The following is a 12,160-nucleotide window of genomic DNA, read 5'->3' on the forward strand; positions in this document are numbered from 1 at the left end:
ATGCCGGACGGGCCGGCCTGCCGCGACCGTTCCAACGAGTTTCCTTGCCGTGCAGGCCATTCGAGTTCGAACCGGGCTTGGCGATCATCGGCGCTGGTGTGGCGTGGGTGCCGCAACCGCTGGAGCCCGTGCGGGCGGCCGACCTGCGGCGGGTGTCAGCCGAGGGACATGACGGAGTCCGCCTCGCTCTGGCAACCGGCCCCCGGTGTCACCGGCTTCGTCCAGTCACACCGGCAGGCCGCCGCCCACGAGGCCGGTCGCCACTCACAGCTCGTTCCCACGCTGAAGTGACTCCTGCCGCGGAGGACCGCCGCGGAGCGGGTGGCGTCCGCGGCGGCCTCCGGCCGAACTGCGTCCACGCTGGACGCGGCGGTCAGCGCGTCGTCGCGTTCAGCGTTACGTAGCCGGCGCCGAGCTGCGCGAACGACTCCACGGCGAACTCGGTGAGCTGGTCGATCACGGTCGGGTTCAGCAGCAACGCGCGCGTCTGAGCCTGCCGGGCGCCGGTGAGTGCCCGCTGCTCGCGGTACTCGATCTTGACGGTGTTTCCGCCCATCGACGTCACCTCGACCTTGACGTCCTTGTAGACGCCGGTCAGCTTCGAAGTGATCTTCGAGATGAGGTCGTAGACGCTCACGGAGATGGTCAGGGCCGCGATGAGCGTCAGGATCGTCGCCGGGTCCGCGAGGAGCATGCTCGACTTCGGGGTCGACCAGCCGCCGTTGCTGTAGAGGCGGGCCGCCGTGTTCTGCTGGCTGAGGTCGATCTCGACGGCGTTGGACCTGGCCGAGCTGAACATGGTGCTCGTGGCGATGTTCTGCTCGAACCACACCTGCACGACCTCCACCGGTGTCAGTACGTCGCTGCCGGAGACGATCGGGGACTCGGCGACGTAGATCGGGGTCGTTGTTCCCCGTCCGTTGACGTCGGTCGAGAACGCGCAGAGGCCGGGATGGATGGGGCCGTACTGGTTGATCATCGTGATTCCTGTCGCCGGCCCGCCGGACGAGGCCTCGCCGAGCAGGCCGTCCTTGTCGAGGGTGGCCTCGTCACCCAGGCCGATCGACACCCTGTTGGTCGCGACGTGTACGGACACGTCGCCTTCGAACTTGTTGCTGCCGAAGAGTTCGTAGAGCGGCTGCCACGAGAACGAGTTGTCCACGAGGTACTCGCTGGCCGACTGCCACACCACGTTGTAGGTGTCGTTGACCTTCTTCGCGAAGCAGAGCTGGTACCCGCTCTCCTTCAGGGTCTTGAGGTCTTCCGGGGCGATCTGGATATCGACGGTCTTGATCTGACCTTCTGGCATGGTCGCGCTCCTCTGGTCGTTCGCGGGGCCGTGTGACCCCGGGACACAACCTCCGGTGCCTCCATCTCCAGCGGGTCGCCGCCGCGGTCTGCGAGTCGTCGCGCGATCGTTCGGCTTCTGCCGTGTCACACGATGGGCTGGACTGGGCTGGACGAGTTCGTTTGGGCCATTGGTGTTACGCGCGCCACACGGATTCCGGACCGGCAACGACGGGCCGTCGACGCCCGCGCCGACCGGGTGACCACCGGGCCGGAAGTCAAGTCCGCGCACGACTGAGCCGAGGCCGTCCAGCGGCGGCGGGACCGACACCGGGGCAGGCGCGGACGAGACGCACCGGAGACGCGGCCGGTGCGATGCTCGGGATCTGGGAACAGCGTAAGGACGGAAGGAATCTGAATGATCGTGTCAAGCCGCTGTGATCGCGGACCCGGCCGGCCATCAGGTCCTCGCGCTGCGCGGCGAGCCGGTTCAGCTCGATGACCAGGTCGTCCGTGGCGATGACAGGGGTCAGATCGGTGCGCATGCGTGCGGTTTCGGCGATCACCCGCGCGTCTTGGGCATCCGACTCGGACTCCCCGCGGACACGCCGGTCATCCGGTTGACAACACGGCCGGGCGCGTAGACCACCTGCTGCCTGGCTGCGATCAGCACCGCGAACCGTGTGGCAGACCCACGATCAGCCACACCCCGTCGCCCTGGGCATCCGAGGCACTCACCCCGACAACAACAACCTTAGGGACCACGATGACCGAGGCCTCGGAAGGCGGGAGACGGGCCGATGCGCAAGGAGCGCGACTGGTACTGCTGGGCAGGTTCGAGCTGCTGGCCGAAGGTGCGGACGTCACGTTGCCGAAAGGCGCGCAACGGTTGCTGGCCTTCCTCGCGATCCACCACGGCGGCGCGGTGAACCGGCAGGCCGCCGCCGAGCAGCTCTGGCCGGAGTGCCGCCGGCAGCGGGCGAACGCCAACGTGCGGCAGGCGCTGTGGCACCTCCGCCGGGCGACGGACCACCCGGTTGTCGAATCTCTGCTGGACCGGCTGCGGCTCTCACCCGCGCTCACCATCGACTTCCGCCGGGCGCTCGAAGCCGCCCACCTCGTCGTCGGCTCGCCCGCGCCCGCCACCGTCCGCGCGGGGGACGAGCTGGTCGGCGCCCTGTCCGAGGACCTGCTGCCCTACTGGACCGAGGAGTGGCTGGCGCCCGAACGGAGGCGTTGGGAACAGGTGAGGCTGCACGCCCTCGAGGCGATCGCCTGCCACCTCATCTCGGCCGGTGCGCACCTCGCAGCGCTGGAAGCGGCGTTCACGGCGATCGCCATCGACCCGGTCCGGGAGACCGCGCACCGGACGGTGATCTCGGCACACCTCGCCCAGGGCAACTGCGGGTCGGCGCTCAGGCACTACCAGTACTACCGGGCACTGCTGCACCGCGAGCTCGGCGTCGCGCCCTCGCCGCAGATGACCCGGCTGGTGGCCTCCCAGGCGGCGCTGTAGGAGGCCGTGCCCGGGACGCTGGAACGCGCCGGGCTGTGCGCCGCAACCGTTCCCGGCCGCGTGACGTGGGCCGGGGCGCGGTTGGTGAGTGTGCGCGGGGGAGGTCTCGTGCCGCGGGACGGTACCCCGGGTTTCAGCGTGCGCGCTGGCGTGGTGGGGACAGAACGTCCGGCCGGGTGCTTCAGACCTCCGCGAACCGCGCGGTGAGCTCGTTCGAGATCTCGTAGTGGCGCACGAGGAACGTGCGTTCGTCGAGCTTCTTGCGCCGCAGCCAGCCCGTCACCTCGGCGTTGCACTTGCTGGCGTTGCACGAGCCGCACGCGGGCACGACGTTGCCGAGCGTGTACCGGCCGCCGCGCGACAGGGCCTGCACGCAGTCCTTCTGCAGCGAGAGGGCGGGGGCACCGCAGTACGCGCAACCGCCCCACGACGTCTTGAGGGCGTCCCACTGCGCGTCGGTGAGGTCGTTGACGACGCGAGCCATGCGCTTCTTGCGCTTGCGCGCGGCGCGAACCTGTTTGCTACCGCCGGTCGGCACGGTGGGTGAGACTACGCGTCGCGATGGTCAGCAGGTCGGAGGCGGGGCCCCGCGGTGTCCTGCCGGCCGGCCACACCGCCCGCAGCGCGCGGTGCAGGTCCACGTCGGCCACCTCGACCTGGACGAGGGTGCGGGCGGCCACGTCGGTGATGACGGTGTGGGCGCTGAGCACGGCGGGGCCGATGCCGCCGATCGCGGCCGCCTTGATCGCCGTGGTCGACGACATCTCCAGCAGCGGTCCCGCGGACTCGGTGATGCCCGCGGTCCTCAGCGCGTGTTCCCACGCCTGGCGCGTGCCCGAGCCCGGTTCGCGGCTGACCAGCGGGGTCGCGGCGGCCTTGGCGGCGGCGACGCGGCGGCGTCTGGCCCAGGGATGGCCGGGGGCGACGACGAGCACGAGCTCGTCCTGAGCGACGACGCGGCTGGAGAGGCCCGCCGGGACGTCGGTGCTCTCGATGAACCCGAGGTCGGCCTTCCGCGCCAGCACCTGCTCGGCCACGTGCACCGAGTTGCCCGCCGAGAGCACGGTCGCGGTGTCGGGACTGACGGCCCGCAGCGCGATCAGCCACGCGGGCAGCAGGTACTCGGCCACCGTGAGGCTCGCGGCGACCCTGAGGTGGCTCTGCCGGTCCGCGCGCAGGCTGGTGATGCCGGCGTCCAGGTCGGCCGCCCGCGCCAGCACCTGGGCCGCCCACCCGGCCACGAGCTGGCCCGCCGTCGTGAGCCGGGCGCCGCGCGGGGTTCGTTCGAGCAACGCCACGCCGACGCGGCCTTCGAGGGTCCTGAGCCGTTCGCTGGCGCTCGGTTGCGACATGCCGTGCGCCTTGGCCGCCCGGCCGATGCTGCCCAGCTCGGCGACGCTCAGCAGCAGGTCGAAGCTGGTGAGGTCGGTGACCCTGGACGGCAGAGGCATAGGGGCAGCCTATGTGCGCATCGGCGATTGGTGCCTACCGGGACCTCCGGAGCACGAGGAGTGTCATGTCGTGACCGCTCTCGCACCTCACCCACACCGTGCCCCCGAGGTGCGACGAGCGGCGCCCTTCGGCCCGAACCTCTTCGCCGCCGTGATGGGCACCGGGATTATCGCCGTCGCCGGAGCCTCGATGCCCGGTCTGCGCAGCCCGGCCACGGTCGTGTGGGCGCTCGACGCCGCGTTGCTGGTCTTCCTGGTCGCGGCGGCTCTCCGGCGCTGGACGTGGGCGACCGTGCGCGCGCAGGTCGCCGATCCCGTGATGGCCCAGTTCTGGGGCGCGCCGCCGATGGCGCTGATGACCGTCGGCACCGGGGCGTTGCTGCTCGGCCGCGACTGGATCGGGCTGCCCGCCGCGCTCGCCGTTGACTGGACGTTGTGGACGGCCGGCACGCTGCTCGGGCTGGCGACCTCGGTGCTGGTGCCGCTGCGGATGATCGGCAGCGGCGAACGCGCGTTCGCCGGCTGGCTGATGCCCGTGGTGCCGCCGATGGTCTCCGCCGCCTCCGGCGCACTGCTGGCCCAGCACCTGCCGGAGGGGCCGTCGAGGCAGGCCATGGTGCTCGGCTGTTACGCGTTGTTCGGCGTCAGCCTGTTCGCGACGTTGGTGATCGTGCCGCAGATCTGGCACCGGCTGGTGCAGCATGGCCTGGGCGCGGCGTCCACCGTGCCGACGCTGTGGATCGTGCTCGGGCCGCTGGGCCAGTCGATCACGGCCGCGAACCTGCTCGGCGGTGTGCCCGTGCTGCCCGGCCAGACCGCGTTCGGCGTCCTCTACGGCACGGTCACGTGGGGGTTCGCGCTGTTGTGGGTGGCGATCGCGGCGAGCGTCACCGTGCGGACCGCCCGGCGCGGCCTGCCGTTCGCGTTGACGTGGTGGAGCTTCGTCTTCCCGCTCGGCACCTTGGTGACCGGCACGAGCGCCCTGGCCACGAGGGTCCCGTCGCCGATGTTCACCGGCGTCGCCGTTGCGCTCTACGGCGTGCTGGTGCTCGCGTGGGTGACTGTGGCCGTTCGTACGCTTTTCCAACGGTGATGCGCGCGTAGAGGCGCGCCGCAGGGCCGCGTGATCGGGTTTCCGGCGGCGCGAGCGCGGGTAGGCGGATCGCATGGTCGACACTGCGGGCAGGGCCCGATCCGAGGGGACCGAGGTGACGCTGCGGTCCAAGGCGATGGTGCTGGACTTCGAGGGCGAGTGCCAGGTCGAGCACGACGGGGACTCCGTGCGGCTGACCGGTGTGCGGCTGGTCGCCGAGCTGCCCGACGCGGGCGGCCCGGAGGACGGCGGCACCGTGGTGCTGGCGCAGGCCGGCGACTCGAAGCAGGCAGGCCGCGACCTCGTCGTTCCGCTGGAGGCGTCGGTGACGCAGCCCGGCGGGAAGGTCCGGCTGACCGCGGTCGAGGACGCGCGGTGGACCTCGGGGCCGGGCGGGGGCTTCGAGTGCGCTGAGGTGGATTTCGTCCTGCCGGAGGCGCCTGAGGCGACAGTTCTCACCGTTCGCGGCCTCATAGTGCGGAACTCATAGCGCCTGCGAGGTTTGCCGCACACCCCGCAGGGGTATCTGCTCGGGGATGAGGTGGTGTTGGCGGACGGAGGCACAGCAGCCATGGACCGCGAGATGAGCATCGACGGCATCGGCATCGATTTCGACGAGGACTTCGACGACACCGTGGCCCGCCAGGCGCGGCAGTACGTCGGCGAGGTCGTCCTGGGTCTCGGACTGCGCGGTGACAGCTCGGTCGTCGAGACGGAGCCGCGGGTGGGGGCGTACCTGGCGCTGGACGGGCGCCTGCCGGACTTCCCCGACCACGACGTGGCGCTGCTGTGGAACGAGCTGAACGGCTGGTCGGCGGCCGTCGAGGACCGTCGCGGCGAACTCGTCGAGGTGGCCAGGCTCGGCGGCGACCCACGGCCCGCGCCCGCCGCGGTGGTCCACTGGGTGACAGGCCTGCTCCGCCGCGAGCAGGCGCAGGCCAACCGCGACTTCGCCGCGTTCGTGCCGCCGCCGCGGGGCAGCGTTCTTTCCTGAGCGGACTGGGTAGCCGTTCCTCATGAGCACTGAACGGCAGAAAGACGACGCGAGCCGGACCTCGCTGGAGGAGTCCGGCACCAACAGCGACGACACGGTGCCGGGGCGCAGTGGCTCCGGCTCCTCCCATCCCGAACCGAACCCCACGGGCAACGTCGGGATTTCCGACTACTCGGTCTCCGACGACCCCGACAGGGGCTGAACGTTCCATCGCACGACGTGTGGCCCTGCAACCGAATTCGGTTGCAGGGCCACACGTTTCTCCACGGTCGAGGGGTTTCGCGCCCGCTGCGGCGGGTAGCGCGTCGCGGCTTCCGGCCATTCCCGGGGTTCGTTGCGGCAGCCTCGTTTGCGGTGCCCGGTGGCGGGTAGCTCGATGGCCAGCACACGACTACGAGCTGAGGAGTCAGCCGTGACCGAAAACCAGATGGGTGGAGTGCGCACGGCGGCCCGGGACGAGGGCTCCGAGGTCGCGCAGCACGCCAAGGACGCTGCCGGCCAGGTCCGCGGCACCGTCGCAGACCAGGCGACCCACGTGACCCGGGAGACCGCTGACCAGGCCCGCCACGTCGTTGCGGACGTGCGGGAACGCGTTGCGGCGGAAGCGGAACAGCAGGCGACGCGGGTGTCGAAGCAGCTCGGCCGCATCGCGGACGAACTGGGTGAGATGGCGAGCACCGCGTCGCCGGACTCGATGTCGGCGGGTGCGATCCGCAGTGCCGCCGACACGAGCAGGCAGGCGGCGAGGTTCCTCGACGAACGGGGTGCGCAGGGTCTGCTCGACTCGGCGCGGGACTACGCCCGGCGCAAGCCCGGCGCGTTCCTGCTGGGTGCCGTCGTGGCGGGGTTCCTGGTCGGCCGGGTCGCGAAGAGCGCGACCGGTGGTGGCCAGGGCCAGGACCAGGGCCGGCAGTCGTCGCAGGGCGGGGTCGTGCCGGTGGCGTCCGAACGGGCCGGCCTGACGCCGGACTACGCGCAGCCGCCGGCTCCGGCGTACAACGACGTACCGACGCCTGCTTATGGCGCGCCGCGGACGCCGAACGTTCCCCCGCCGGGGGTGCCGCATGTCGAGCCGTGAGATGCCGCCGTCGCAGGTGGACACCGCGGGGGAGTCGCTGGGCGATCTCGTCAGTGAGCTCACCGGTGACCTGTCCAAGCTGATGCGGCAGGAGCTCGAGCTCGCCAAGGCGGAGATCCGGCAGGAGGCCGCCAAGGCGGGCAAGGCGACGGGCATGCTCGCCGCCGCCGGGTTCGCCGGCTACCTGACGACGGTGCTGCTCAGCCTCGCGTTGGTGTTCGCGCTCGGCGCGATCATGCCGCTGGGCTGGGCCGCGCTGATCGTCGCCGCCCTGTGGGGCATCACCGGCGCGGTCCTCTACTCCAGCGGGCGCGCGAAGCTCCGCACCGTCAACCCGAAGCCCGAACGCACCGTCGAAACCTTGAAGGAGGACGCGGAATGGGCGAAACACCCGACCAAATAAGGCGTGACATCGAAAGGACTCGCGGCGAGCTGCGGTCCGACGCCAACCGGCTGGTCGACCACGCGAACCCGCGGAACATCGCCCAGCGCCGCGTCCGCGGCGTGAAGCAGGGACTGGTCTCGATGAAGGAGCGAGTCATGGGCACCGCCACGGATGCCACGACGGCTGTGCGGGAACACGGACAAGGCACGGGACACGCCGTCGCGGAACGCGCGGAGCAGGCCGCGCACGCGGTGCAGGAAGCACCGCAGCGGGTCGCCCAGCAGACGCAGGGCAGTCCTCTCGCGGCCGGGCTGATCGCGTTCGGCGGCGGCCTGCTGCTCGCGGCCGTGCTGCCCCGCACCGACGCCGAGCAGCAGGCGGTGCGGCAACTCTCCGACAGCTTCAGCGACGTCGTGGAACCGGCCAAGGAAGCGATGGCGGAGTCGGCGCAGCACCTCAAGGGGGACGTGAAGTCCTCGGTGAGCGACGCGGCCGGTCAGGTCAAGCAGGTGGCCACGGACGCCGCGCAATCCACGGCGCAGCACGCGAAGGAGGCCGCGCAGGACGTCGGCGGCCACGCCCGCGAGTCGGGTCAGCGGCTCTCCGGTCAATGACCGGTTCGCTGCACTTCGTGGGGAACGCCACGACGGTGCTCCGGCTCGGGCCGTTCACGCTGCTGACCGACCCCAACTTCCTCCACAGAGGACAGTGGACCCACATCGGTCAGGGAGTCGTGTCGCGCAGGCTGACGGATCCGGCGATCGAGATCGCCGACCTGCCCGAGCTGGACGCCGTCGTGCTCTCCCACCTGCACGGCGACCACTTCGACCGGGTGGCGAGCCGTGAACTGGCGCGCGACCTGCCGGTGTTCACCACCCCGCACGCGGCGAAGCGGCTGGCGCGCAGGGGGTTCACCGAAGCCGCGCCGTTGCGGACGTGGGAGACCGTCGCCCTGACGCGCGGTGCGGCGAAGCTGACGGTCACCTCGCTGCCGGGCAGGCACGCGCTGGGACCGCTGGGCCGCCTGCTGCCTCCCGTCATGGGCACCATGATCGAGTACCGGGAGGCGGCGGGCGTGCTCCCGCTGCGCGTCTACCTGAGCGGCGACACGCTGGTGCACCCCGCGCTGCGCCAGATCCGCGAGCGGTTCGACGACATCGACCTCGCGGTGCTGCACCTGGGCGGCACCAAGGTGCTGGGCGTGTTGCTCACCATGGACGGCAGGCAGGGCATGGATCTGATGGAGATCCTCACCCCGCGCACCACCGTTCCCGTGCACTACGAGGAGTACGGGGTCATGAAGTCACCGCTGTCCGACTTCACCGCCGAGATCTCGCGCCGCCCGGCCGGACTCGACGTGCAGGTGGTGGCCCGCGGCGACACGTTGCGGTTCGGCGGAGTGACCGCGGCACGAGAGGAGACTGCTGTGACCGAACCCGAACACGACCACGTCGAACGTCCGGGCACCGGGCTGGACGGCGGCGGCCGCTACGCCGAGGACGGTTGAGCGACATGCCCGTTCCCGTGAACGACCTCAAACTCCTGCTCGAGTCGACGCGCCCGGAGGCGACGCTGGTGCTCGTCGAGGGCCGCTACGTGGTGGCCGGCCGCGACGAGCTCGCCGATGAGGCCCTGCGCGGCGCGCTGCCCGTGGTGTCGAAGACCGACCTGCTGCAACGGCTCGGCGGGGAGCCGGTCACCGACCACGAGCTCGCCGAGGCCGCCGCCACCCTGAGCTCCGCCGTGGACAACCGGGGAGGCTGACGGGATGGCCGTCACCCCGGCCGTGGCCGCGTCGAGCAGCTGGCGGGACGACGAGGGCACCCGTATGCCCTCGGGCGACGTCCACGCCTGGTGGCCCGGCCAGAACCAGACGCTGTGCGGCGTGCCGCTGAGCCGCGCCCGGCTCGACCGGTTTCCCGGCGTGTTGTGGGTCGACGCGGTGTGGATCAACGACACCGCGGCCGCTCCGGTGATGGCGATGTGCCCGCGCTGCACGGCGGCGACCCGTCCTAAACGGCGCCGCCCTGCGCGTTTGGCACACCGGAGGTCTGGGTAGCCGGGACCGCGTCAAGCAGTCGGCGCACCGCGTCCCCGACTGTCCCGAAGGCGGATCACCATGCACAGCTCACTCGACCAGGCGATCTGCGACGCTCTCGTTCTCCTCCGTGCCACGGGTGGAGGGGACCTCGCCGAGCAGGCCGAGCAGGCGCGCAGGTGCCTCGCGCAGGCCGTGGCGAATGCGCCGGACGCGCCCCTGCTCGCCCTGGAGCACGTGGCGGCGGCCGATGAACACCTCGAGTACGGCGAGGTGATGGAGGCGCGGATGCTGCTGACGGCGGCGCGTGGGTCCCTGCCCGGCCGCCGGGCCGTGGTGGCGGCGCGCGCCTGACCGCTCGCGGTCGTGGGGCCGGGCTGTCGCGGCTGCCGCTGTTGTGGGTGCCGCGGTTGTGGTCGGCGAAGACGGCCCTGGGGTGTCGGCATACTGCGGACAGCCCGGCTTACTGGTCCATGCCGCCCTCGTCGTGGGGCTCGGACTCGTCGCGCCCCCGGTGCGGGCCACCGGGGTTCTCGTCGGCATAGGTCGGGCGGGTGTGCTCACCGCCGATGTCGGCGTCCTCCAGCTCGCTCTCGGCGGTCACCTCGTCCGGCTCCGGCGTCGTCATCGCCATTCCTCCTGCCAGTCGTGGTGCGTGTCGAAGGCCTCGGCGAGCAGCCGCAGCACCGCCTCGTCGGAGGTGTGCTCGACCTCGGCGCGCAGCAGGGCGACCTTCTCGCCGAACGGCACGGGGTGCCGTTCCTCGGCCGCCTGGATCGGGCCGGGCAGCAGGAGCAGGCCGGTGCCGTCGTCGGAGCGCGTGATGCGCAGCCTGCCCCGGCCCTCGGCCTCGTCGAGCAGTGGCAACTGGTCGTCGGCCAGGCGCCGCTCGTCCTCGTCCAGGCGGTCGAGGACGAACTGCCGGAGTTCGTCGGTGTTCATGTCACAGGGGGTATCCGCTGCACGGACTGGGTACGCCTGATCCAGCCGCTCTTCGGAAGGGAGCACCCCCATGCGCAGCCGTGTGCGTGCCGCGGGCCACGCCGTCCACCCGATCCTCATCGTCTTCCCGCTGGGCCTGCTGACCACCTCGGTCGGTTTCGACGTGCTGTACCTGATCACGGAGCGGGCGAGCTTCGCCTTCACCGCCGCCCACCTGATCGCCGCGGGCGTGCTGCTCGGTGTGGTCACGGCCGCGACGGGCTGGCTCGACTGGTGGCTCGTCACCCCGCCGGGCACCCGTGCCCGGCGGATCGGGTTGCTGCACGGGCTGGTGAACGCCGTGGTGCTCGTGCTGTTCGCGGTGAGCTGGACGTTGCGGCTGGCCGAGCAGGGCTGGACGCCCCAGTGGCCCGCGCTGGTCGCGGCCTGGCTGGGTGTGCTCGCGGGCGGTCTGGGCGGGTGGCTCGGTGGTGAGCTGGTCGAACGGCTCGGCATCAGCGTCGAGGAGGACGCTCACCCCGACGCGCCCAGTTCGTTGAGCGGTGTGGCCGCATCAGGACGATAGCCTTCTGCCGTAACGCTTCGCGGCGCGGACGATCACCGTCGAGGCCGGTGCGACCACGACGTCGAGCACTCGGCTGACGGGAGCGAGCGAACCCAGTCGCGCGATCTCCCACCAGCGCGGTACGGCCACGGTCCGGGACGTCCGCGCGGTCAGGCACCTCTCGACCGCGCGGGCGACGTTCTCGGGCTTCGCGCCCGCGGACAGGCGTCGCGGTGCGGTTCGCTCGGACGGCCTGCCGTCCAGGTCCCGGGTGAGCCACTCGGTGCGGATCGGTCCCGGGCAGACCGCGTGGACCTTCACCCCGCGCGGAACCTCCCTCCGCAGACCGACGGCAAGTCCCAGCACGCCGGCCTTCGTAGCCGAGTACAGGGACAACGGCGGTACCGGAACCCACGCGCCGATCGACGACACCATCACCACGTGCCCTTGCCCGCCGAGCAACGGCAGCACCAGCCGGGTCAGCTCCGCGACCGCGGTGAAGTTGACCGCGACGAGGCTCTCGACCTGCTCCGCGCTGAGCTCGGCGAGCTTGCCGACGCGGCCCTGCCCCGCGTTGTTCACGAGCGCGTCGATCTTGCCGAACCGCTCGACGACCGACCGGATGAGCAGCGAGCGGTCGGCCGGATCCGATACGTCGCAGCACATTCCATACGCACCGGGCATCTCGCGCAGAGCGGCGTCGAGCCGTTGCCGGTCGCGGCCGCAGATCGCGACCAGGGCGCCGTGCCCGGCAAGCCGCCGGGCGGTGATCCGGCCGATGCCCGCCGACCCTCCCGTCACGAGGACGACCTTGCCCACCAACGATTCCATG

20 protein-coding genes and 1 pseudogene are annotated in these 12,160 nt (G+C 71.4%); 14 read left to right on the forward strand and 7 right to left on the reverse strand.

The genetic code is table 11. The annotated features are described in order from the left end of the window. Positions 1-168 precede the first annotated feature (168 nt). Complete coding sequence (locus tag ACRSBM_RS13370; protein WP_434443413.1) at positions 169-291, forward strand: hypothetical protein; 123 nt, start codon at positions 169-171, stop codon at positions 289-291. An 82-nt stretch (positions 292-373) separates the two neighbouring features. Here the strand turns inward: ACRSBM_RS13370 and ACRSBM_RS13375 are convergent, their stop codons facing one another. Together ACRSBM_RS13375 and ACRSBM_RS13380 are read right to left on the reverse strand one after the other, a co-directional pair. Then, the gene (locus ACRSBM_RS13375) at positions 374-1,309 is read right to left on the reverse strand and encodes a hypothetical protein (RefSeq protein WP_434443415.1); all 936 of its coding nucleotides are present in this window, start codon (positions 1,307-1,309) and stop codon (positions 374-376) included. A gap of 421 nt (positions 1,310-1,730) precedes the next feature. Continuing rightward, positions 1,731-1,963: pseudogene (locus ACRSBM_RS13380) on the reverse strand (IS110 family transposase); the annotation flags it as partial. A gap of 90 nt (positions 1,964-2,053) precedes the next feature. Here ACRSBM_RS13380 and ACRSBM_RS13385 point away from each other — a divergent pair. Then, positions 2,054-2,803, forward strand: a complete 750-nt coding sequence (locus ACRSBM_RS13385; protein WP_434443419.1) for an AfsR/SARP family transcriptional regulator — start codon at positions 2,054-2,056, stop codon at positions 2,801-2,803. A gap of 181 nt (positions 2,804-2,984) precedes the next feature. On the opposite strand, the gene ACRSBM_RS13390 is transcribed toward ACRSBM_RS13385, so the two are convergent. Together ACRSBM_RS13390 and ACRSBM_RS13395 are read right to left on the reverse strand one after the other, a co-directional pair. Next, positions 2,985-3,341 carry an HNH endonuclease gene (locus ACRSBM_RS13390; RefSeq protein WP_434443421.1) on the reverse strand — a complete coding sequence of 119 codons (357 nt, stop codon included), beginning with the start codon at positions 3,339-3,341 and terminating at the stop codon, positions 2,985-2,987. Continuing rightward, a complete protein-coding gene (locus ACRSBM_RS13395) occupies positions 3,325-4,254 on the reverse strand; it encodes a LysR family transcriptional regulator (RefSeq protein WP_434443423.1) in 930 nt (309 codons plus the stop codon). The genes ACRSBM_RS13390 and ACRSBM_RS13395 overlap by 17 nt, the downstream gene beginning before the upstream one ends. 70 nt (positions 4,255-4,324) lie before the next feature. Here ACRSBM_RS13395 and ACRSBM_RS13400 point away from each other — a divergent pair, with 70 nt between their 5' ends. From ACRSBM_RS13400 to ACRSBM_RS13450, 11 genes are all read left to right on the forward strand, one after another. Then, positions 4,325-5,347, forward strand: coding sequence for a TDT family transporter (locus ACRSBM_RS13400; protein WP_434443425.1), 1,023 nt, complete (start codon positions 4,325-4,327; stop codon positions 5,345-5,347). Positions 5,348-5,420: 73 nt separating this feature from the next. Further along, on the forward strand, positions 5,421-5,837 hold the full coding sequence (locus ACRSBM_RS13405; protein WP_434443428.1) for a hypothetical protein: 417 nt from the start codon (positions 5,421-5,423) through the stop codon (positions 5,835-5,837). Positions 5,838-5,918: 81 nt separating this feature from the next. After that, on the forward strand, positions 5,919-6,341 hold the full coding sequence (locus ACRSBM_RS13410) for a DUF6292 family protein (protein WP_434443431.1): 423 nt from the start codon (positions 5,919-5,921) through the stop codon (positions 6,339-6,341). Positions 6,342-6,363: 22 nt separating this feature from the next. Continuing rightward, positions 6,364-6,543, forward strand: coding sequence for a hypothetical protein (locus tag ACRSBM_RS13415; protein ID WP_434443434.1), 180 nt, complete (start codon positions 6,364-6,366; stop codon positions 6,541-6,543). 210 nt (positions 6,544-6,753) lie between these two features. After that, the gene (locus ACRSBM_RS13420; protein ID WP_434443435.1) at positions 6,754-7,419 is read left to right on the forward strand and encodes a hypothetical protein; all 666 of its coding nucleotides are present in this window, start codon (positions 6,754-6,756) and stop codon (positions 7,417-7,419) included. After that, complete coding sequence (locus ACRSBM_RS13425) at positions 7,406-7,822, forward strand: phage holin family protein (RefSeq protein ID WP_434443437.1); 417 nt, start codon at positions 7,406-7,408, stop codon at positions 7,820-7,822. The genes ACRSBM_RS13420 and ACRSBM_RS13425 overlap by 14 nt, the downstream gene beginning before the upstream one ends. Beyond that, a complete protein-coding gene (locus tag ACRSBM_RS13430; protein ID WP_434443440.1) occupies positions 7,798-8,418 on the forward strand; it encodes a DUF3618 domain-containing protein in 621 nt (206 codons plus the stop codon). Before ACRSBM_RS13425 ends, ACRSBM_RS13430 begins: the two co-directional genes overlap by 25 nt. Continuing rightward, positions 8,415-9,311 (forward strand): MBL fold metallo-hydrolase, encoded by an 897-nt coding sequence (locus tag ACRSBM_RS13435; RefSeq protein WP_434443442.1) that lies wholly within the window; start codon positions 8,415-8,417, stop codon positions 9,309-9,311. The genes ACRSBM_RS13430 and ACRSBM_RS13435 overlap by 4 nt, the downstream gene beginning before the upstream one ends. A 5-nt stretch (positions 9,312-9,316) precedes the next feature. Next, complete coding sequence (locus ACRSBM_RS13440; protein WP_434443443.1) at positions 9,317-9,568, forward strand: hypothetical protein; 252 nt, start codon at positions 9,317-9,319, stop codon at positions 9,566-9,568. A 4-nt stretch (positions 9,569-9,572) separates the two neighbouring features. Continuing rightward, positions 9,573-9,863, forward strand: coding sequence for a hypothetical protein (locus ACRSBM_RS13445; RefSeq protein ID WP_434443445.1), 291 nt, complete (start codon positions 9,573-9,575; stop codon positions 9,861-9,863). Between the two features lie 60 nt (positions 9,864-9,923). Further along, positions 9,924-10,196 (forward strand): hypothetical protein, encoded by a 273-nt coding sequence (locus ACRSBM_RS13450; RefSeq protein ID WP_434443448.1) that lies wholly within the window; start codon positions 9,924-9,926, stop codon positions 10,194-10,196. Between the two features lie 109 nt (positions 10,197-10,305). Here the strand turns inward: ACRSBM_RS13450 and ACRSBM_RS13455 are convergent, their stop codons facing one another. Next, on the reverse strand, positions 10,306-10,470 hold the full coding sequence (locus ACRSBM_RS13455) for a hypothetical protein (protein ID WP_434443450.1): 165 nt from the start codon (positions 10,468-10,470) through the stop codon (positions 10,306-10,308). Beyond that, positions 10,467-10,784 (reverse strand): hypothetical protein, encoded by a 318-nt coding sequence (locus ACRSBM_RS13460; protein WP_434443453.1) that lies wholly within the window; start codon positions 10,782-10,784, stop codon positions 10,467-10,469. The genes ACRSBM_RS13455 and ACRSBM_RS13460 overlap by 4 nt, the downstream gene beginning before the upstream one ends. A gap of 70 nt (positions 10,785-10,854) precedes the next feature. On the opposite strand from ACRSBM_RS13460, the gene ACRSBM_RS13465 reads away from it, so the two are divergent. Beyond that, on the forward strand, positions 10,855-11,349 hold the full coding sequence (locus ACRSBM_RS13465; RefSeq protein ID WP_434443456.1) for a DUF2231 domain-containing protein: 495 nt from the start codon (positions 10,855-10,857) through the stop codon (positions 11,347-11,349). Here ACRSBM_RS13465 and ACRSBM_RS13470 read toward each other — a convergent pair. Continuing rightward, the gene (locus tag ACRSBM_RS13470; protein ID WP_434443460.1) at positions 11,338-12,159 is read right to left on the reverse strand and encodes an SDR family oxidoreductase; all 822 of its coding nucleotides are present in this window, start codon (positions 12,157-12,159) and stop codon (positions 11,338-11,340) included. The genes ACRSBM_RS13465 and ACRSBM_RS13470 overlap by 12 nt on opposite strands. Position 12,160 lies beyond the last annotated feature (1 nt).

Origin of the sequence: Lentzea xerophila (assembly GCF_051094245.1) — a bacterium.
GTDB classification, from domain to species: Bacteria; Actinomycetota; Actinomycetes; order Mycobacteriales; family Pseudonocardiaceae; genus Lentzea; species Lentzea xerophila.